Source organism: Massilia sp. X63, assembly GCF_041023745.1.
In the GTDB taxonomy this organism is placed as follows: Bacteria; Pseudomonadota; Gammaproteobacteria; order Burkholderiales; family Burkholderiaceae_D; genus Telluria.
In genome coordinates, this window is record NZ_JBFTEF010000015.1 from 24,704 (window position 1) to 44,568 (window position 19,865).

General features: G+C 67.6%; 16 protein-coding genes and 1 pseudogene. 8 read left to right on the forward strand and 9 right to left on the reverse strand.

Features of this window, described 5'->3' with window-relative positions; genetic code table 11:
* Window positions 1–4: 4 nt before the first annotated feature.
* The 3 genes from AB3347_RS22125 to AB3347_RS22135 are packed head-to-tail and all read right to left on the reverse strand — an operon-like array spanning window position 5 to window position 1,660.
* Window positions 5–313 (reverse strand): hypothetical protein, encoded by a 309-nt coding sequence (locus AB3347_RS22125; RefSeq protein WP_369093878.1) that lies wholly within the window; start codon window positions 311–313, stop codon window positions 5–7.
* Window positions 310–1,116, reverse strand: coding sequence for a hypothetical protein (locus AB3347_RS22130; protein ID WP_369093879.1), 807 nt, complete (start codon window positions 1,114–1,116; stop codon window positions 310–312). The genes AB3347_RS22125 and AB3347_RS22130 overlap by 4 nt, the downstream gene beginning before the upstream one ends.
* 4 nt (window positions 1,117–1,120) lie before the next feature.
* A complete protein-coding gene (locus AB3347_RS22135) occupies window positions 1,121–1,660 on the reverse strand; it encodes a DUF882 domain-containing protein (protein WP_369093880.1) in 540 nt (179 codons plus the stop codon).
* Between the two features lie 136 nt (window positions 1,661–1,796).
* Here AB3347_RS22135 and AB3347_RS22140 point away from each other — a divergent pair, with 136 nt between their 5' ends.
* Window positions 1,797–2,957 carry a PQQ-dependent sugar dehydrogenase gene (locus tag AB3347_RS22140; RefSeq protein WP_369093881.1) on the forward strand — a complete coding sequence of 387 codons (1,161 nt, stop codon included), beginning with the start codon at window positions 1,797–1,799 and terminating at the stop codon, window positions 2,955–2,957.
* A gap of 119 nt (window positions 2,958–3,076) precedes the next feature.
* The gene (locus tag AB3347_RS22145; protein WP_369093882.1) at window positions 3,077–5,869 is read left to right on the forward strand and encodes a M16 family metallopeptidase; all 2,793 of its coding nucleotides are present in this window, start codon (window positions 3,077–3,079) and stop codon (window positions 5,867–5,869) included.
* 40 nt (window positions 5,870–5,909) lie between these two features.
* Here AB3347_RS22145 and AB3347_RS22150 read toward each other — a convergent pair whose 3' ends face one another.
* The gene (locus AB3347_RS22150; protein ID WP_369093883.1) at window positions 5,910–6,980 is read right to left on the reverse strand and encodes a serine hydrolase domain-containing protein; all 1,071 of its coding nucleotides are present in this window, start codon (window positions 6,978–6,980) and stop codon (window positions 5,910–5,912) included.
* A 100-nt stretch (window positions 6,981–7,080) separates the two neighbouring features.
* Between AB3347_RS22150 and AB3347_RS22155 the strand changes: the two genes are divergently transcribed.
* Window positions 7,081–7,671, forward strand: a complete 591-nt coding sequence (locus tag AB3347_RS22155; protein ID WP_369093884.1) for an isochorismatase family protein — start codon at window positions 7,081–7,083, stop codon at window positions 7,669–7,671.
* Between the two features lie 59 nt (window positions 7,672–7,730).
* Here the strand turns inward: AB3347_RS22155 and AB3347_RS22160 are convergent, their stop codons facing one another.
* Window positions 7,731–8,717, reverse strand: coding sequence for an LLM class flavin-dependent oxidoreductase (locus AB3347_RS22160; protein ID WP_369093885.1), 987 nt, complete (start codon window positions 8,715–8,717; stop codon window positions 7,731–7,733).
* A gap of 127 nt (window positions 8,718–8,844) precedes the next feature.
* Between AB3347_RS22160 and AB3347_RS22165 the strand changes: the two genes are divergently transcribed.
* Both AB3347_RS22165 and AB3347_RS22170 read left to right on the forward strand, forming a co-directional pair.
* A complete protein-coding gene (locus tag AB3347_RS22165; protein WP_369093886.1) occupies window positions 8,845–10,152 on the forward strand; it encodes a serine hydrolase domain-containing protein in 1,308 nt (435 codons plus the stop codon).
* Window positions 10,153–10,294: 142 nt separating this feature from the next.
* Complete coding sequence (locus tag AB3347_RS22170; RefSeq protein ID WP_369093887.1) at window positions 10,295–11,092, forward strand: hypothetical protein; 798 nt, start codon at window positions 10,295–10,297, stop codon at window positions 11,090–11,092.
* A gap of 109 nt (window positions 11,093–11,201) precedes the next feature.
* On the opposite strand, the gene AB3347_RS22175 is transcribed toward AB3347_RS22170, so the two are convergent.
* The 4 genes and pseudogenes from AB3347_RS22175 to AB3347_RS22190 all read right to left on the reverse strand — a co-directional run bounded on the left by AB3347_RS22175 (window position 11,202) and on the right by AB3347_RS22190 (window position 17,716).
* Window positions 11,202–11,957 carry an FAD-dependent oxidoreductase gene (locus AB3347_RS22175; protein ID WP_369093888.1) on the reverse strand — a complete coding sequence of 252 codons (756 nt, stop codon included), beginning with the start codon at window positions 11,955–11,957 and terminating at the stop codon, window positions 11,202–11,204.
* A 23-nt stretch (window positions 11,958–11,980) separates the two neighbouring features.
* A pseudogene (locus AB3347_RS22180) lies at window positions 11,981–12,376 on the reverse strand (FAD-dependent oxidoreductase); the annotation flags it as partial.
* A gap of 162 nt (window positions 12,377–12,538) precedes the next feature.
* Window positions 12,539–13,186, reverse strand: coding sequence for a choice-of-anchor J domain-containing protein (locus AB3347_RS22185; RefSeq protein ID WP_369093889.1), 648 nt, complete (start codon window positions 13,184–13,186; stop codon window positions 12,539–12,541).
* Between the two features lie 195 nt (window positions 13,187–13,381).
* On the reverse strand, window positions 13,382–17,716 hold the full coding sequence (locus AB3347_RS22190) for a DUF4214 domain-containing protein (protein WP_369093890.1): 4,335 nt from the start codon (window positions 17,714–17,716) through the stop codon (window positions 13,382–13,384).
* A 225-nt stretch (window positions 17,717–17,941) separates the two neighbouring features.
* Between AB3347_RS22190 and AB3347_RS22195 the strand changes: the two genes are divergently transcribed.
* The 3 genes from AB3347_RS22195 to AB3347_RS22205 all read left to right on the forward strand — a co-directional run bounded on the left by AB3347_RS22195 (window position 17,942) and on the right by AB3347_RS22205 (window position 19,845).
* Window positions 17,942–18,487 carry a DUF2058 domain-containing protein gene (locus AB3347_RS22195; RefSeq protein ID WP_369093891.1) on the forward strand — a complete coding sequence of 182 codons (546 nt, stop codon included), beginning with the start codon at window positions 17,942–17,944 and terminating at the stop codon, window positions 18,485–18,487.
* Between the two features lie 136 nt (window positions 18,488–18,623).
* Window positions 18,624–19,586 (forward strand): MerR family transcriptional regulator, encoded by a 963-nt coding sequence (locus tag AB3347_RS22200; RefSeq protein WP_369093892.1) that lies wholly within the window; start codon window positions 18,624–18,626, stop codon window positions 19,584–19,586.
* A 49-nt stretch (window positions 19,587–19,635) separates the two neighbouring features.
* The gene (locus AB3347_RS22205) at window positions 19,636–19,845 is read left to right on the forward strand and encodes a DUF2945 domain-containing protein (protein ID WP_369093893.1); all 210 of its coding nucleotides are present in this window, start codon (window positions 19,636–19,638) and stop codon (window positions 19,843–19,845) included.
* The last annotated feature ends 20 nt before the right edge of the window (window positions 19,846–19,865 follow it).

Below are 19,865 nucleotides of genomic sequence, written 5' to 3' on the forward strand. Positions count from 1 at the left end.
CGGATCAAGGCTGGGTTGCGGCGCGCGTGCGCGTCTTGGTGACGACACCGTCGCGGTTAATCAGGACCACGAACTCGGAAAAGCGCCCGCCGCCTGCAGGCGACTGGTAGACCCAGGCCTCGTAACCGCTGTCGAACACGACGTTCCTGGTCGGCCCGAAGGCCGCCAGCAATTGCGCCTTGGTGGTCGCGCCCGGAATGACGGATTGCTGCAGGCGCTCGGCCGCCACCTGCGTGCCGGACGGCGCCGAGCCGGTCGCGCAGCCGGCCAGCAGCAGGCTTGCACACAGCGCCGCCAACAGGACCCGCTTCATGGCGCATCCTCCATGTACTCGAATTCGACCAGCGTATCGTCCGGCCAGGACTTGTCCCAGATCGGCGCGTAGTAGGTGCGGTCGAGCATGACCTGGCAGTCGCAGTACTGCAGGTCGGCCCCGGTCTGCTCGCCGCCCGCGTACAGCATGTGGAAGGGGAGGGTTTCCATCCGTTCGCCGGCGCGCAGGCGCACCGAGAACACCGGGCGCTCTGCGAAGAACAGGTAGTTGCCGTTGGGGCTATTGCACACCTGCTCGGGCGTGGTGAGCGCCTTCGAGATCCAGCCGAACAGCGGGGAACTGTTGGAGACCAGGCCGGCCTCGACGCCGACCAGGCATTCCAGGCGCATGTCGCCCAGGCGGCGCGTGCCGGGCGGCAGGCCGGGCGTGATGACCTGGGCGCGCCAGGTCATGCTGGTGGTCTTGCGGTTGGCGACCACGGCGGCGTCTTCGCGCAAGGCGGTCTCGTTGCGCGGCAGGACGAAGCTGTTGTCCTGCGCCACCGGCACCGGGATGCTGACGCTGTCGCCCGCGATCCGCAGCGTGATGCCGCGCATGTCCACCGTGGGCGAGCGCGGCAGGAGGTGGAAGCGCAGCGGCGCGTTCGGCGCCAAGGCATGCGCGCGTGCGAAGCGTTCCATGCCCTTGATCATTTTTCGGTAGGATTTGTCGACCGGGTCGCGGGTGGATTGCACCTTGACGGTCGCGGGCTGCCCGGTACTCTGGGCCAGGGCAGCCGAAGCCTGGGTGGCGCCGGCCAGCACGGCCAGGCTGAGGATGACGCGGAGCCGGAGCCGCGTCATGGCATCACCAATAACGGACGCGGCCGGTGTCCATGTGGACGAACTGCGAATCGGCGTAGTAGCCGACGCCGCCGCCCTTGAGGGACATGGCCGCACGGTGCAGCATCTTCAGGTCCTTGCCCGGCAGGCGGATGTCGATCGCCTTGGCTTCCATGTGCAGGCTGCGCTTGGCGACGCCGTTGCTGGCCGCGTGCAGCTTGGCATTCGATTCCGGCGAGCGGTAGCCGGAAATGATGTGCAGTTCGTGCTTGTTGTCCAGCTTGTCGTTGAGCTGGGACAGCAGCAGCAGGAGCTCGGGGTCCATCTGGGCCACCTGGTTGTTGCGGTGGTCGCGCAGTACCTTGTTGAGGTCCTTCAGCCCGTCGGGGATGAAGGCGCCTTCGGCCCAGAACGGCGTCGTCACCTTCTCGCCCGTATGCGTGTTGTACAGGCGCAGGACACGCTCACCCGATTCGGGTTGTGCTGTTTTGGCAAGTGCCGGGATGCTGAGGGATGGAGCTGCAAGGAGGAGGGAAGACTTCAGAAACGCTCGGCGTTGCATCATCGGATGAAATCCTTATGGCTGGTTCGCTGAAGCGTGAATTCTACGCTCCTTGTATTAAACGTGCAGAGAAAATGCAGGAAAATGCGGTAAAAAGCACACTTTGTTAATGGTTTGACCAATCCTAGGAGATACTTTCATGACGAGTTATCAAGGAATTGCTTTGGCTGTTGCCAGCTTGTTCACGTCCCTTGCCGGGCATGCCCTGGCCCAGGTCACGCCGGTGGCCGAGCCGCCCGCGGCCAAGGGCTGGAAGCTCGAGACCGTCGCCGACGGCCTGCCGCAGCCCTGGGGCATGGCCTGGCTGGCCGACGGTCGCGTGCTGGTCACCGGCAAGAAAGGCACGCTGCACCTGGTGGAAGGCAAGCAGGTGCGGGACATTCCGGTCGACGGCCTGCCCGCGCTGTTCACGGGCGGGCAGGGCGGCCTGCTCGACATCGCCGTCCACCCGGCCGACCAAGGACCCAACCCGCGCATCTACATGACCATGGCCAGCGGCACCGAGGACGCGAACCGTACGGTGCTGGTACAGGGCGTGTTCGACGGCAAGCGGGTGCACGGCATCAAGACCCTGTTCACGGCCTCGCCCGCGAAGAGCGGCGGCCAGCACTTCGGCTCGCGCATCGTGTTCCTGAAGGACGGCACGCTCCTGATGAGCATCGGCGACGGCGGCAACCCGCCCGCGCGCGTGGGCGACATGCTGGCGCGCGACCAGGCCCAGAACGTGGGCAGCCACAATGGTTCGATCCTGCACCTCAGCGCCGAGGGCAAGGCGGCGCCGGGCAACCCGCTGGCGGCGCAGAAGGGCGCGCTGCCCGAGCTGTGGAGCATCGGGCACCGCAACATCCAGGGCATGACGGTCGACCCGCAGGGCCGCGTCTGGGCCAGCGAGCACGGCCCGCGCGGCGGCGACGAGATCAACCTGATCGAAGGCGGCAAGAACTACGGCTGGCCGCTGCAGAGCTACGGCATGGACTACAAGACCCGCGAGCCGGTCGGCAAGCAGGTGGTGCCGGGCATGGTGCAGCCGCTGGTGGTGTGGACGCCGTCCACCGGCGCCTCGGGTCTGGCCTGGTACACCGGCCAGGCCTTCCCGGCCTGGCGCGGCAGCCTGTTCTCGGGCGGGCTGGCGACCGAGGACATCCGCCGCGTCGCCTTCGACGCCCAGGGCAAGGTGGTGAAGCAGGAGCGCCTGGCGATCGGCAAGCGCGTGCGCGACGTGCGCCAGGGACCGGACGGCTACCTGTACGCGATCACCGACGAAACCAGGGGCAGCCTGCTGCGGATCGTGCCGCAATAGAGCGCAAGCCAATGCTGTGCGCATGGATTCTCCCTCCTGCGCATTAATTCTTTGTTGCAATAACAAAAGCTGCCTAGAATGCCAGGATCGGCAACCCGCCGTTTCCTTGGAGGAGCAGCATGGCAGCATCCGTTCGTCGCACTCTCCAGATGGCCGTCGCGCTCGCGCTGGCCACTGGCGTATCCGCCGCAAGCGCGGCCCCGGCCCCGACTTCGGCCAAATCCTCGGCCAGCACGCCCGACATCCCGATCCCCGACGTCAAGTACACCAAGTTCACCCTGAAGAACGGGCTGACGGTGCTGGTCCACGAAGACCACAAGACCCCGGTGGTGGCGATCAACACCTGGTACCACGTCGGCTCCAAGAACGAAAAGGTCGGCAAGACCGGTTTCGCGCACCTGTTCGAGCACCTGATGTTCGGTGGCAGCGACAACTTCAAGAAGACCTACCTGAGCGCATTGCAAGGCATCGGCGCAACCGACCTGAACGGCACCACCAACCAGGACCGCACCAATTACTTCCAGAACGTGCCGACCTCGATGCTGGACTACGCCCTGTTCGCCGAGAGCGACCGCATGGGCCACCTGCTCGGCACCGTCGACAAGAAGACGCTCGACCTGCAGCGCGGCGTGGTGCAGAACGAGAAGCGCCAGGGCGAGAACCAGCCCTACGGCGTGGCCTACGAACTGCTGGTGAACAATACCTATCCGGTCGGCCACCCGTATTCCTGGACCGTGATCGGCAAGATGGAAGACCTGGATGCGGCCTCGATGACCGACGTGCAGGAGTGGTTCAAGACCAACTACGGCCCGAACAACACCGTGCTGGTGCTGTCCGGCGACATCACCCCGGAAGTGGCGCGCCAGAAGGTCGAGCAGTACTACGGCCATATTCCCCCGGGCCCGCCGCTGGCCAAGCATGAAGCCTGGATCGCCAAGCGCACCGGCACCCACCGCACGGTCGTGCAGGACCGCGTGCCGCAGTCGCGCATCTACCGCACCTGGAACGTGCCGGGCGCGAACACGCCGGAAGAAGCGCAGCTCGACCTGGCCGCACTGGTGCTGGGCGGCGGCAAGACCTCGCGCCTGTACAAGCGCCTGGTGTACAAGGACCAGCTGGCTACTAGCGCGGTCGCCAGCGACGACGGTTCGGAAATCGGCGGCCAGTTCGACATGACCCTGACCGCGCGTCCGGGCGCCGACGTGGCGAAGATGGAACGCGCCGCGGACGAAGAGCTGAAGGCCCTGATGAAGAACGGCCCGACCGAAAGCGAACTGCGCCTGGCCAAGACCACCATCCTGGCGCGCTACACCCGCATGATCGAGCGCGTCGGCGGTTTCGGCGGCAAGAGCGACCTGCTGGCCTCGTGCCAGACCTACACCGGCAATCCGGATTGCTACAAGATCTACCTGCAGCGCATCAAGGACGCCACCCCGGCGTCCGTGAAGAAGGCCATGAACGACTGGCTCAGCGACGGCGACTTCGTCCTGCAGGTCGACCCTTATCCGACCGGCCTGGCGGCAGGCAAGCCGGGCGTGGACCGCAGCAAGGAACCGGCGCTGGGCAAACCGATGGCGCTCAAGCTGCCGGAAATGCAGAAGACGACCCTGTCGAATGGCCTGAAGGTCGTGCTGGCCGAGCGTCATGACGCGCCGGTGGTCAACTTCCAGTTGTTGGTCGACAGTGGCTATGCTTCGGACGCGAAAGACAAGCCGGGCGTGGCCAGCTTCGCCATGCGCATGCTGGAAGAAGGCACCAAGACCCGCAAGTCGCTGGAAATCGGCGAAGCCTTCGAAAGCATGGGCGCGCAGTTCGGCGCGGGCGCCAACCTGGACAGCGGCTTCGTGTACCTGAACGCCCTGAAGGCCACCATGCCGCAGGCGCTGACCCTGTACTCGGACCTGATCCTGAACCCGTCCTTCCCGCAGAACGAGTTCGAGCGCCTGCAGAAGGACCGCCTGGCCGCGATCGCGCGCGAGAAGACCGTGCCGCAGACCCTGGCCCTGCGCGTCCTGCCGAGCATCCTGTACGGCCAGGACCATGCCTACGCCAAGCCCTTCACCGGCACCGGCACCGAAGCGTCCGTGCAGAGCATGCGCCGCGACGACCTGGCGAAGTACCACGCCACCTGGTTCAAGCCGAACAACGCGACCCTGCTGGTGGTGGGCGACACCACCCTGGCGGAAGTCAAGCCGATGCTGGAAAAAGCGTTCGCGGGATGGAAAGCAGGCGAGGTGCCGAAGAAGGTCCTGAGCAAGGTCGCCGCGCCCGAGAAGAGCGTGGTCTACCTGGTCGACCGTCCGGGCGCGCTGCAGAGCGTGATCGTGGGCGCCCAGCTGGCCACGCCGCGCAACGATCCGGATGCGCTGCCGCTGGAACTCGTCAACCACGTGTTTGGCGGCTCGTTCAACTCGCGCATCAACATGAACCTGCGCGAAGAAAAGCACTGGTCCTATGGCGTGCGCAGCATGCTGCAGCCAGCCCTGGGCCAGCGTCCGTTCATGAGCGTCTCGCCGGTGCAGACCGACAAGACCCGTGAATCGATGCAGGAACTGGTGCGCGAGTACCGCGACATCGCAGGCGGCAAGCCGATCACGGCGGAAGAGTTGAAGGCTTCGGTCGACAACAACACGCTGGGCTTGCCGGGCGGCTTCGAAACCGCCGGCCAGCTGACCAATGCCTACACCAACATCGTGCAGTTCGGCCTGCCGGACGACTACTACAACACCTACACGCAGAAGGCGACCGCGTTGACCCCGGCGCAGGCCAACGCGCTGGCGGCCCGCAGCTTCACCCCGGACCGCCTGGTGTGGATCGTGGTCGGCGACATGAGCAAGGTGGAAGCGGGCATCCGCTCGCTGAACATCGGCGAAGTCCGCAAGATCGACGCCGACGGGAAACCGGTGCAGTAAGGAAGCTTGACGCGAACGGCGCTGCCGTTCGCGTCACATGTCACATGTCCTGGAACAGCGCCACGGCGATCCTGGCCTGTTCCGACTGCGGCATGTCGGTGTTGTTCAGCAGGACCACGACCCGGCCATCGGCCGGATCGTAGGCCAGCAGCGATTTGTAGGCCCCGATGGCGCCCGCTTCCCAGGCAAGCGTGCGGGCGCCTTCTTTCGTGGCGATGGTTTTCACCTTCCCGCCCAGCGCATAGTCTTCCGACGGCACCACCACGGTGGACAGCTCCTTGCGCGCCTTATCCGACAGCAGTTTCGTGAAATAGACGGTGTCGGCGATCTTCACCAGGTCGCTGGCCGTGCTGTACATGGTGCCGCTGGCCACGATCATCGGCGGCACGGGCGAGGTCTTGCGCAGGCCGGCCTCGTTGTAGGCGACCGCCATGCCCACCTCGTCTTCATAGCCGGTCGCGGCGAAGCTGGTGTCGCGCACGCCGCTGGGGGCCAGCACCAGTTCTTCCACCGTCTCGGTGAAGGGCTCCTTGCGGGCCCGCTCGACGACCGCCGCGACCAGGATCCAGTTCGTGTACGAATAGTCCCAGCGCTCGCCCGGGCTGGATGTCGGCGTGCCGGTGCCGAAGCGCAGGGCCGCCTCCACCGGGCCGATCTCGAGCTTCTCGACCGCCGCCCGGTCCTTTTTCAAGGCCTCGAGCAGGCCGTTCGGGATGCCGCTGCGGTTCGACATCAGCTGGCGCAGCGTGACCGCGCCGTTCGCCGCCGGCAGTTCCGGCAGGTGGCGCGCGATCGGTGCGTCGAGGTCGAGCGTGCCCATGTCGGCCAGGCGCAGCACCGTCACGGCGCTGATCCACTTGGTGATCGAGCCGATCAGGAAGCGCGTGTCCTTGGTGACCGGCTGCTTCTCTTCGCGCAGGGCCAGGCCGCCGGCGTGGGTGACCAGGGTCGAGCGCGCATCCTTGCGCACCGCCACCACGCCGCTGTAGTCCTTGGGCAGGTGGCGCTCGATCAGGGGGCCGGTCGTCAGGTTGGCGACCGCGGCGCAGCCGGGCAGGACCGCGACGGCGGCGGCGAGCGAGGAAAGATGGATGAACTGGCGACGTTGCATGCTTGCTCCAGGAAGAATCGTTCGGGCCATTGTAGCCGTGTGCGCCGCAAGGCACGCGAATCGTGAATACTTGGATCAACGAAGCAGCAGGAGAAATGCCATGACCGAACAATCCCTGAACCTGGCGCGCACGGCCCTGGTGCTGATCGACCTGCAGAACAGCAACGTCTCACGCGCGCTGGGGCCCTATACCGCCGAGCAGGCGGTGGGCAACTGCGTGCTGCTGGCCCAGGAAATGCGCAACCGCGGGGCCATGGTCATCTATGTGCGAGTGCTGGTGAATCAGTTGCCCACGCCCGTGGCCGACGCGCCGATGCGCCCGCCGGGCGCTGCCGCGCCGCCCTACGACGCCTCGGAGCTGGCCGACATGGCCGGCGTGGACGCCACCGATATCGTGGTCACCAAGCGCCAGTGGGGCGCCTTCTACGGCACCGAGCTGGATTTGCTGCTGCGCCGGCGCCATATCGACACCCTGGTGCTGGGCGGCATCGCAACCAACTTCGGCGTCGAATCGACGGCGCGCGCCGCCTTAGACCGCAACTACACGCTGGTGTTCGCGGAAGATGCGATGACCAGCATCGACGCCGAGGCCCACCATTTCGCGTGCAAGCACATCTTCCCGCGCATGGGCAGGGTCAGGTCGACCCGGGCGCTGATCGACATGCTGCAGATGGGCACCGGCGACGCTTGAGCCAGCGATGTGCAAACCGGGCCCCGGCCTTCGCCGGGGCGACCAGGCTTGCATCGGGCTCAGCCCTTGCGGTTGATCTCGGCCGTGATCTCGTAGGCGCGCAGGCGCGCCGCATGGTCGAAGACCTGCGAAGTGATCATCAGCTCGTCCGGCCGGGTGCGCGCGATGAAGCTGCGCAGCTGGCTCTCCACCGTGGCCGGCGAACCGATGGCGGTGCAGGACAGCACGCTGTCCAACATCATGCGTTCGGCGGTGCCCAGGCTTTCCAGGTAGCCCGGCTTGGGCGGCTGCAGCTTGGTGGGGCGGCCGCTGCGCAGGTTCACGAAGGCCTGCTGCATCGAGGTGGCCAGCAGGTGCGCCTCGTCGTCGGTATCGGCCGCGAACACGTTGAAGCCCAGCATCACATAAGGCTTGTCGAGCTGCTTCGACGGACGGAAGGTCGAGCGGTAGATCTCGATGGCCTGCATCATCATCTGCGGCGCGAAGTGCGAGGCGAAGGCGTAGGGCAGGCCGAGCGCCGCCGCCAGCTGGGCGCCGAACAGGCTGGAACCGAGGATCCAGACCGGCACGTCCAGGCCCGCGCCCGGCACCGCGCTGACCGGCCGGCGGGTGGAGCCGGCGAAATAATCCATCAGCTCGACGACGTCCTGCGGGAATTCGTCGGCATCCGAAGCCAGGTTGCGGCGCAGGGCGCGCGCGGTGGTGTGGTCCGAGCCAGGGGCGCGGCCCAGGCCGAGGTCGATGCGCCCCGGGTACAGCGAGGCGAGCGTGCCGAACTGCTCGGCGATGACCAGCGGCGAATGGTTCGGCAGCATGATGCCGCCGGCGCCGACCCGGATCGTGCTGGTGCCGCCGGCCACGTGGCCGATCAGGACCGCGGTTGCCGCGCTGGCAATGCCCGGCATGCCGTGGTGTTCCGCCAGCCAGAAACGGTGGTAGCCCCAGCGCTCGCCGTGCTGGGCGAGATCGAGTGTACGTTGGAAAGAAGTTGCCGCATCACTGCCCTCGGTGATGGGCGCGAGGTCGAGTATGGAGAATGGAATCATCCAAATATCATACGCCGATGCGATTTTTGGCGTGCGCAGCTGCTCCGAAATTGCCGCGTTGTAAAGATTGACCAGTGTCAGCCCCCTCCTTATCATCGGGCGACCCGAGCCACCATTCCAGCCTGCCATGACCAGCTTCGCGACCCTGCCATGCCGCCGCACGACCTTCCTTGCCACCCTGTGCGCCGCCTTGCTGGCCGCCGGCTGCGCGCAGCTGCCGGGGCAGGGCAGCGCGATGCACGCCGACACGCGGCTCGCCACGGCCCCGCTGGCGCAGATCGACCGCGCCATCAATGAGGGCATCGCCGCGCGCAAGCTGCCCGGCGCCGTGTTCCACCTGGAGCGCGAAGGCGCGGTCTACGAGAAGGCCTACGGCCGCTACACCTACGAGGACGGCGCGCCGATGGTGACACCCGAGACGGTGTTCGACGCCGCCTCGCTGTCCAAGGTGCTGTCCACCGCGCCCTCGGTGCTGCTGCTGGCCGAAGAAGGAAAGCTCGACCTGGAAGCGCCGCTGGTGCGTTATTTTCCGGAATGCGCCAACGGCGGCAAGGAAGCGATCACGCTGCGCCACTTGCTGACCCATTCGTCCGGGCTGCCGGCGGGCCTGCCGGCCAAGCCGGCCTGGCAAGGCAAGGAAGCGGCGCGCGACCTGGCCTGCGCCCAGGCCGTGACCCACACGCCGGGGACCTTGTTCCGCTACTCGGACATCAACTACACCCTGCTTGGCCTGCTGGTCGAGCGCGTGGCCGGCATGCCGCTGGAGCGCTTCGCGCAGCAGCGTATCTTTACGCCGCTCGGCATGCGCGACACCGGCTATCTTCCGCTGGCGCGCATGGCGGCCGCGCGCATCGCACCGACCCAGCGCGGCGCCGATCCCGCTGCCGCAGGGGGCGCCGACCAAGCCCTGCATGGCGACCTGGCGCCCGGCCGGCTGCTGGCCGGCGTGGTGCACGATCCGACCGTGCGCCGCATGGGCGGGGTCGGCGGTTCCGCCGGCGTGTTCTCCACCGTGCGCGACGTGGCGCGCTTCGGCCGCATGCTCGTGAATGGAGGCGAACTGGATGGCGTGCGGGTATTGAGCGAGCGGAGCGTGCGCCTGCTCACCACCGTGCAGTCGCCGTCCGGGCTGGCCCTGCGCGGCATGGGCATGGACATCGACTCGCCCTACGCGCAGCGCCCGCGCGGCAGCGTGTTCCCGGTCGGCTCCTACGGCCATACCGGCTTCACCGGCTGCATCCTGTGGGTCGATCCGCAGTCAGGCACCTTCTACGTGTTCCTGTCGAACCGCGTTTACCCGGACGACAAGAGCAACGTGCTGGCGCTGTACACCCAGCTCGGCACGCTGTCGGCGCAGGCGGCAGGCGTACCGGGCACGGGCGCCGGCACCACGGCCGCCGCGGCCGCTGCGGCCGCCGCACCGACGCCGCCCTGATCCGCTGCGTCTACTTTTCGTTTTTTCCGGAAGGCTACCGTGCGCCTTCCGCGATGCGGCCTCTCTACACTCGGAACCCTAATTCAATATCTTATTGATATTGTTGAGCTTTCAGCCCCGAAGACAAATTGAGGAGATCGACATGAAGACGAATAAGCTACTGAAAGGCTTGCTGGGCGCTTCGATTGCCGCCGCCATGTTCGGCGCCGGCGCGGTGCACGCCCAATCCTCGGACGGCACCCAGAACACCCGTGGCGCCGGCACCGGCAGCAGCGCCAGCACCCAGCAGAGCGGCAGCATGAACGATCAAAGCAGCGGCAGCTCGTCGGCCAGCGCGACCGGCAGCTCGGACCAGCACCACAAGAAGAGCATGACGCACAAGAAGCATGCCAAGAAGCATTCGAGCAGCAGCGCGAGCGGTTCGAGCCATAGCGGCGCGATGGGTTCCAGCCAGAGCGGCGCGATGGACTCCGGCGCTTCGGGCAGCATGAGCGGCCAGAGCGGCTCGAGCGGTGCGATGGGCACCGGCAGCTCGGGTGTCGAAGCGGGCCGCACCGCCTCCGGCCGTTCGAGCGAGCCGGAAACCCGTAGCTCGACCAGCGGTTCGATGGGCACCAGCGGTTCGTCCGGCTCGATGGGCACCGGCGGCGCCTCGGGCACCAGCGGCTCGATGGACACCGGCACTTCCAGCGGCACCACCAGTGGCTCGAGCAGCGCCACCGGCACCACCAGCGGCTCGATGGGCACCGGCGCGACCGGCACCATGGGCACCAGCGGTTCGACCGGCACCATGGACGCCACCGGCCGCAGCGGTACCACGGGTACCAGCGGCACCAGCGGCACCACGGGTACCACCGGCACCACCGGCACGGGCACCAGCGGCACCACCGGCACGGGCACCAGCGGCACCACCACCGGCACTACCGGCCGCGGCTACTGATCCGCGTTCATCCGCGTCATTCGCGGACTCCGGATGCGGCCCGCGCGGCCGCGCACGACACCAGCCTGCGGGCTGGTGTCGTCGTTAACGCTTCCCGTTCCCGCGGCGTTCAGCGCGCGCTGCGGCCGCGCACGCCGGGACGGGGAGAGCGCGGCGGCGGGGTCTCGTCGGCCAGTTCGACCTTGTCGAGCGGTTCCGGCGCCGGTCCGTGCAGCACATTGCCCTCGATGTCGAAGCGCGAGGCATGGCAAGGGCAATCCCAGGAGGGCTCGGCCGAGTTCCAGTGCACGGCGCAGCCGAGGTGGGTGCACTTGGCCGACACCGCGTGCAGGCCACCCTGGGCGTCGCGGTAGACGGCGATCTTGCGCAAGCCGTCGCGCACCACCGCGCCTTCGCCGGCGGCGATTTCGTGTACCGAGTCGACGTCGCCCCCGGTCAGCCATTCGCCGTAGCGCGCCATGGTATTGGCCTGTTCGTGCGCGAAGTCGGCCAGCCCATGCACCGGCTTGCGCGAGGGGTCGTACAGCGCTGCCCACGGGTTGTCGCGGCCGGCGATCAGGTCGTTCACCAGCATGGCGCCGATGGTGCAGTGGGTCATGCCGTTGCCGGAGTCGCCCGTGATCAGGTAGACGTTGTCGTCGTCCATCGGGTTGCGTCCGAGGTAGGCCAGGCCGTCGGAGGGCTCCATCACCTCGCCGGACCAGCGGTAGGCCACCGCCCCGGCCATCGGGAAGTGTTCGCGGGTCCAGCGCTCGATCTCGTCGTAGCGGTGTTCCGGGTGCGCGTCCTGGCCGGTCTTGTGGTCGGCGCCGCCGACGAACAGGATGTCGTGGTCGGCCGCCGGGTCGGGCGTTTCCAGCCGCAATCGATGTCGTCGGTGGCCCTGATCTCGCCCGCGATCGATTCGACCAGGCCGATCGCACTGGCGTAGCTGTCGGCCACCAGGCGGGCCCTGGGGGCGCCGAACTTGTCCTCGATGGTGGTGTACCACTCGTCCGGCGGGAACAGGTGGGCGGTGGTGCGGCCGGTCTCGCCGGCGCCGATGCCGAGCGCGTCGATCACGGCGACTTCGCGGCCTTCCTTCGCGAGCAGGTAGGCGCTGGTGAGGCCCGCGATGCCGGCGCCGATCACGCAGACCTCGGTATCGAGGTCGCCGGACAGGGGCGGGGACGCAGGCAGCTCGACGGTATCCATCCAGACCGAGACCGAGACGCCATTGGTGGAGGCAGTCATGTCGCGTCCTTTCTGTGCAGGAGCGTCGCCGGGCGCAGCGGCGCACATCATCGGAACTGGGGACAGTCTACTGTGCGGCGAAAAAGGCTGGAGCACGATGGCGCGGCCGCGGCGTCGAGGCCATGCCGGCAGGGAGGGCAAAGCGCCTGCGGGGCAGCAGGCGGGTGTGCAGGGAGGTAGTACGGTGGGCCCGGCCTTTACGCCGGGCCGGGATCAGCGGCGACGGCGCGCCAGCGCCAGGCCGGCTGCGCCGATCCCGAGGATCAGCAGCGAGGCCGGTTCCGGCACGCCGGCCGGCGGCAGCGATTCGATGCGCAGGGTATCGAGGCCGACATAGTTCGAGCTCGCTTCCGCGCCGCTGTGGACGAAGCCGAGGCGCGCCATCATGCCGGCCATCGGGTCGATGGTCAGGGTGTACATGGTCCAGCCATCCTGCGGCGCGGTGACCGTCATCGACTTGATGAAGGCGCCCGGATCGGTGGCGCCGTTGGTATAGCCGTACACCACGATGTCGCTGAAGCCAGGATCATCGGCGCCGCGCAGCCAGAATGTGGCGACCGCGCCGTCCTGCAGCGAGAACAGGGGCGTGAACAGGCGGTCGTCGAGCTGCCCGCCCGGTGCTGCGCTCTCGAAACTCGAGGCGATATAGGCATCGTCGGCGCCCTGGTGGGCCGTGAACACGAGCGGGTTGCCTTGCACCCAACCGGGGGCGATGCCCGGCGGCACGCTCGCGTTGTCGAACACCCAGCCCTGGCCCGGCAGGGCGGCGACATCGTCGAAATCTTCGGCCAGCAGGACTGCTGCCTGGGTCCAGCCCATCGTCGATGCAAGGGTCAGGGCAAGCATCAGCTTCTTGATCATGTGTTGCCTCCGTACGGTGAATTGAAAGGGGTTCATGCACCATGGATAGCATCGCTTGCTGTCCGGGCATTCGATCAATTTGTTAAAAGCACAGATCATGCCAAGCGTCTAAATCATTGATTTATCTTATAAATCAACCATTTCCCATAAGAAATACTTATAAATATGTAAAAATCTTCGACAGGATAACTCGGCTCAGCCGCCGAAGGGCTGGTAGGCTATCCCGTCGGAGATCAGCTCCGCCACCGCCGCGTAATTTTCGTTGCTCTGGCTGAACATCGCCAGCATCGCAGCGACGTCGACTACCTTGTTGTCGAGGGCCGCGAGCCAGTAGTCGTAGCCGGCCCGCTCGGGTGCGCGGTCCAGGATGTTGGTGTACATCCGGGTCACGATCTCGGCATTGGTCGGCGCGGCGCCGTACAGGTCGATGAATTCCTGCGAACGCACGAAGCCGCTCGCGATCTCGGCCAGCGTGCTGCCGCGGTCCATCGCCGCGATCCAGAACCCCAGGCCGCCCTGGTCGGGCGTACGATCGAAGGCCGCGCGGTAGATGCGGTAGGCCTGGCCGGCCACGTCCCGGACGCCGGTGTCGAAGGCGATGGCGCCATCGGCGAACACCAGGCGTTCGATGCCGGTGAGGCGGTCCTTGCCGTCGCCGGGGCCGGGGCGCACGTCGGACACGACCATGTCGAGCGGATCCTGCGGGGCGTGCGGCAAGCGCTCCACCTTGTACTGGCTGCGCGCGCCGGTAAATACGGCGGTGTCGATGCCGGCGCCGCCATCGAGCAGGTCGTAGCCGCCGCCCCCGATGAGCACATCGTTGCCGGCGCCGCCGCGCAGCATGTCTTCATGCACGGTGCCGGCCAGCTTGTCGGCCCCATCGGTGCCATGGACGCTCAGCCCGCGCAGGCTGCCGTGCGGATCGAAGCCCAGGACGATGTTCTCGCTGGTCAGCGCCGTTCTGACGACGTCGCGCAGGATGAGCACGTCCTGGAAGGAGGCGCTGCTGTCCTGGCTGACGCGGAGCTGCAGCACCGTGTCGGCGCCGCGCTGCACGAACTGCAGGCTGCCGCCGGGCGCGAACGGGTTGCCGGCCGGCGGCAGCTTGTCGACGTTGATGAAGTCGCCTCCGGCGCCGACGGCGAAATCGGTGATCGTCACCGTCGCGCCGGGCGCGGCGCCGGATGGCGTGTAACTGTCGCGGCCGGCGCCGCCGGTCAGCAGCAGGGTGGCGGTGGCTGCCTTGTCGAGGGAAATGAAGAAGCTGTCGTGGCCATCGCCGCCGTCGTAGCGGCCGCTGCCGGCGATGAACAGCAGGTCGTCGCCCGCCTCGCCGAACACCTGGGCGCTGCCGTTCGCGCCGGTGTGGATCTGGTCGTTGCCCTCGCCGCCACGCAGGACGTTATTGCCGAGACGATCTTCCATGGTGTCGTTCCCGGCGCCACCCAGCAGTTCGTCGTCGCCCGCCTCGCCATTCAGGACGTCGTCGCCCGCGCCGCCGTCGAGGCGGTCGTTGCCGTCGCCGGCGAACAGGAAGTCGTTGCCGTCGTCGCCATACAGCTGGTCGGCGCCGCCATTGCCGAACAGCTCGTCGTCGCCGTCGCCGCCGCGCAGGACGTCGGCAAGCATGCCACCGAACAGCAGGTCGCCGGCGGCGGTGCCGTTCAGAACCAGCCCCCCCGGCTCGGCATTGGGGCGGGCGTTGTCGGTGAAATTCGCGGCCGTGAAGTCGGCCACGCGCGTGTTCTCGAACACCACCCGGGTCACCCACGATGCTGCGCCCGCCTCGGGGGGAATTACCTGGAGCAGCACGTGGCTGCCTTCCTGCAGCAGCCGCGCATTGCCGGCCGCGGCGAACGGATTGCTGTCGCGGCTGGCGGGAGCGAAGGTGTACACGTCCAGCACGTCGCCGCCGGCGCCGGTCTGGAAATCGGTGATCGTGAGGAGCGGCCAGTGGTAGCCGCCGCCGAACCGGTAGCTGTCGACGCCGGCGCCGCCGCTGACCCGCACTGCGCGTGCTTCCTCGTAGAAGGCGCTGAAGCTCAGGCGGTCGTTGCCGTCGCCCAGGTCCACGAGCAGCGGCGCCCTGCCGGCTGGGCCGCCCTCGTCGTCGACCGTCACGTCGTCGTCGCCCGCGCCGCCCAGCACGGTCTTGACCGTGCTGCCCACGTGGAAGCGGTCATTGCCGTCGCCACCGTCGAGGATGGTGCCGGCCGGACGATTCCCGGCCGATCCGATACTGCTCAGGACGTCGTTGCCGGCGCCGCCGCTCAGGACGTTGTCGCCAGTACCGTCGCTCAGGATGTCGTCGCCGGCGCCACCGATCAGGACATCGTCGCCGAAGCCGTCGGACAGGGTGTCGTTGCCGTCGCCGCCTTCGAGGTGGTCGTTGCCGGCGCCGCCGTCCAGCCGATCGTGGCCGTCGCCGCCGAACAGCTTGTCGTCGCCGGCCTCGCCGCGCAGGTCGTCGTTGCCGGCGCGGCCGTCGATGGTGTCGTTCAGGTCGCGGCCGGACAGGACGTCGTCGCCCGCGCTGCCGGTCAGGGTCAGGCCGATCGGGCCGTTGTTCCCCAGGCTGCCGCCGGCCGGATCGAATCCGCCCACGAAGTTCGCCCCGCTGAGCGAGGCAAGCGCGACGTCGGCGAGCGTGAGCAGCAGTCCTGCGGGAAGGGGCCCTGTGCCGTCGCGGTCGACATAGATGCCGACGTCGGCGCCTTCCTGCACCGCTTTCCAGTAGCCACCGGCGCCGAAGGGATTGTCCGTGATCCCGTACGGCAGCCATTCCTGCAGGTCGAGCTGGTCGGCCGCGCCGAAATCGAGGATCCTGAGTTTTCCTCCACCTGCAATGCCGCCCAGGTGGAACAGGTCGGCGCCTTCGCCGCCGCTGGCGATCACGCTCGCGGCGCGGCCCATCGACACGATGGAAATACGGTCGTTGCCGGCCCCGCCCGACAGGGTGATGGTGGCGCCGCGTACGCCGCTGCTGTGCTCCATCAGGAGCAGGCTGTCGTCGCCGTCGCCGCCGAGCAGGCGGTCGTTGCCGCCGCCGTAGCTGCGCAGGCGGTCATTGCCGGCGCCTCCCTCGAGCAGGTTGTCGCCGAACAGGCTGGCGTTGAGCGTGTCGTCGCCGGCACCGCCTCGCAGCGTGTCGTTGCCGACGTCGCCATTGAGCGTATCGTTGCCGTCTCCGCCTTCCAGCAGATCGTTGCCCTCGCCGCCCTCCAGGAGGTCGTTGCCGCCGAGGCCAAACAAGCTGTCGTCGAGGCGCCCGCCGTTCAGGGTATCGCTGTCGGCCGTGCCGGTGAGCGTCAGGCCGACCGTGCCGCCGAGCGGATCGAAACCCTCGACGAAGTTGGCGGCGAGCAGCTGCGAAGGCGCGATCCCGGCCAGGGTCAGCACGGTCACCCACGCGCCGCTTGCGAGGAGGCGTTGCTGGAGCAGGGTGTCGCTGCCCGATCCCAGCAGGCGCAGTCCGCCGTCAAAGGGATTGCGCTCCTCCCCGCTGCCGGAAACGACCGATCGTACGTCGATCAGGTCGCCCCCGGCGCCCGGCGTGAAATCCGTGATGGTAATGTCGGGGAAGCTGGCAAAATTGCCGGTGGTCGGGACGTAGGTGTCGGTGCCGGCGCCGCCGGAGATGAGGGTTGTGCCTGCGGGCGAGGGCAGCAGGCCCAGGTGGAACGTGTCGCTGCCGTCGCCACCGCGCATTACTGTCGGGCCGCTGGACTGGGCGTTGTAGTTGACGATGAAGACATCGTCGCCCGCGCCGCCGTCATATTCGCTGCCGGCGGAGCCCACCAGCGTGTCCTTGCCTTCGCCGCCGCGCAAGGTGTTGGCGCCCGTGCCCCCGTTCAGCATGTCGTCGCCGGCGCCGCCTTCGAGCAGGTCGTCGCCTTCGTCGCCGTTCAGGCGGTCGTTGCCGCCCTCGCCGTAGAGTCGGTCGTTGCCGCTGCCGCCGTTGAGCTCGTCGTTACCGCCGCCGCCCCACAGGCCGTCGTCGCCGGCGCCGCCGTTGATCCGGTCCACGCCGGCGTCGGGGCCGCCGTACAGCAGGTCGTTGCCGCCGTGGCCATTGAGCGTGTCGGCGCCCGCGCCGCCGTCGATGGTGTCGTCCAGGTCGCTGCCGTCGAGAGTATCGTTGCCGCTCGTGCCGCTGAGATCGAGTGCCACCGGGCTCAGGCCGGAGCGAAAGCTCACGTTGAACGAGGATCCGCCGGAGACCGGATTGCCGGCCAGGTCGACGATCGCGCCGGCGCTGAACTGGGCCGCATACGAGGTCGCATAGTCCAGCTGCTGCGGCAACTGGACCGTGAGGGTCGCGCCCGAGAGGGTGACCGCGAGATTGTCCGCCAGGGCGATCGTGATCCCGGCCTTGGTGCCCGGGTAGACGCGGATACTCGCGTTGGGGCCGAGCTTGACGGCTTCGCTGAAGGTGAACACCAGCGGGCCATTGGCCGCCTGGCCGTCGCGCGGCCGCTCGACCAGGGTGGGGGCGATCGTGTCGGCCGTGTCGGCAGCGCTGCTCGACATCGTTGCTGTGTAGAGACGATCCAGGGGGCGGGAGAGTGGGCGCATGAGAAACACGGTGAATGTGGACAAGGAACTATGGCTGAGTTAACTGGCAGCGTCTACAGGGCACATGCATATCATGCAAGAAGAATGGTATTCCTCGGCCTGCGCGGTTTGCTATGCTAGCGGCTTCGCCGGCGGCGCCGTGCCGCCGGCCACCTCACCATGTAAGCAAGGAGTAATACGATGGTCTCGCTGCAGGAGCAGTTGCTGAAAGCCGGCCTGGTGGACAAGAAGAAGGTCCAGAAGGTCAACCAGGACAAGAGCAAGCAGAAGAAGATCGAGCGCCGCACCGGGCTCGAGTCGGTCAACGAATCGCGCGAGGCCGCGCTGGAAATGCAGCGCAAGAACGCCGAGCGGGCGCGTGAACTGAACGCGCAGCGCGACGCCGAGGCGGCCCAGAAGGCGGTGCGGGCTCAGATCGCCCAACTGGTGGAACAGAACCGCCAGCCGCGCGCCAAGACCGGCAAGGGCGACATCGCCTACAACTTCACCCACGGCACCAAGATCGAGCGCATCTATGTGTCCGAGCAGGTGCGGCAGCACCTGGTGGCAGGCCGGCTGGTGATCGTGTTCCTGAAAGGGAATTACGAACTGGTGCCGAAGGTCATCGGCGAAAAGATTGCCGAGCGCGACCCGGACAGCGTCATCCAGGTCAAGCAATCCAGTGCCGAAGTCGATTCGGACGATCCTTACGCCGACTTCAAGATCCCGGACGACTTCACCTGGTAAGCCTGTGCAAGGCTGGCGGATGAATCGGTATTGAACAGCTATCTTTGACGATTTTGCGTTACACTTGCAATGTCTCGCATTTGTAGCGGGAAACTCATCGATAAATGGTTCAGGGGCGGGTCATATGAACGACAGAATGGATGCACCGCGGGGCGAACACCGCGAAGTCACCTACCGCAGCGGTGTCGCTGCACGGCTCGCGGGCCTGCCCGTGGAAACGCTGCGGGTCTGGGAGCGGCGCTATGCGCTCTCCGACACCCAGCGCTCGGCCCATGGCCAGCGCCTCTATACGGCCGAGCAGGTACGGCGCCTGGGCCTGCTCAAGCAACTGGTCGACCTGGGGCATCCGATCGGGGTCCTGACCGGCTTGCCGGTCGAGCGGCTGGAAGAAATGCTGGCGCCGAACGCGGCGCGTGCAGCCGACGTCAGCGGACCGATGCGCGTGCTGGTGGTCGGCGAAAGCCTGGTGCGCCGGATCGCCGCCAGCGGACGCGACGGTCGTGCGCTGCACGTACAGCGCCATTGCACCCGGCTGGATCAGGTCGGCTCGCTCGCCGACGGGATGGCGCTGGACGTGCTGCTGATCGAAGCCTCCGAGCTCGACGAAGCCGCGGTGGCGCAGGTGGCGGCCGCGCGCGACATCACGCGTCCGGCGGCCACCGTGGTGCTGTACCGCTTCTGCGGCAGCGCCACGATCCGCGCGCTGCGCGCCCAAGGTTGCCTGGTGGCGCGCGTGCCGGCCGAGATCGGCGAGTTGGTACTGCTGTGCCGCTCCGCGCTGGCCGGGCAGGGCCTGCCGGCGCCCGAGCCGCAGGGCGAACCGGTGGCGCCGCGCCGCTTCGACGACCAGGCGCTGGCCGCCATCACGGCGGCCGGCAACCGCCTGTCCTGCGAATGCCCGCGCCACCTGTCCGAGATCCTGATGATGGTCGGCAGCTTCGAGCGCTACAGCGCCCAGTGCGCCTCGCGCAACCAGGAAGATGCGCGCCTGCACCGCGAGCTCGAGCTCGCCTCGGGACGCGCACGCATGGTGCTGGAAACGGCGATGGAAAGGCTGGCGCTGGCGGAAGGCTTGCCCATCCCGGGCAGGTCCGGCTGAACGTCATCCGGCCGGCGGGCGAGACAACATTCCAAGCGAAGGAGTCAGCATGGCAGACGCGTTCAAACCCGGCGACAAGGTGCAATGGCAATCGTCGCAAGGCACGGTGCACGGCACGATCAAGAAAAAACTGACGTCCCCGACCGAGATCAAGGGACACCATGTGGCCGCGTCGCGCGAGCATCCCGAATACCTGGTCGTCAGCGACAAGACCGGCGCCGAGGCGGCGCACAAGGCCGAGGCGCTGAAGAAGGCGTGACGCCGCGCCTGCCTGCCCCG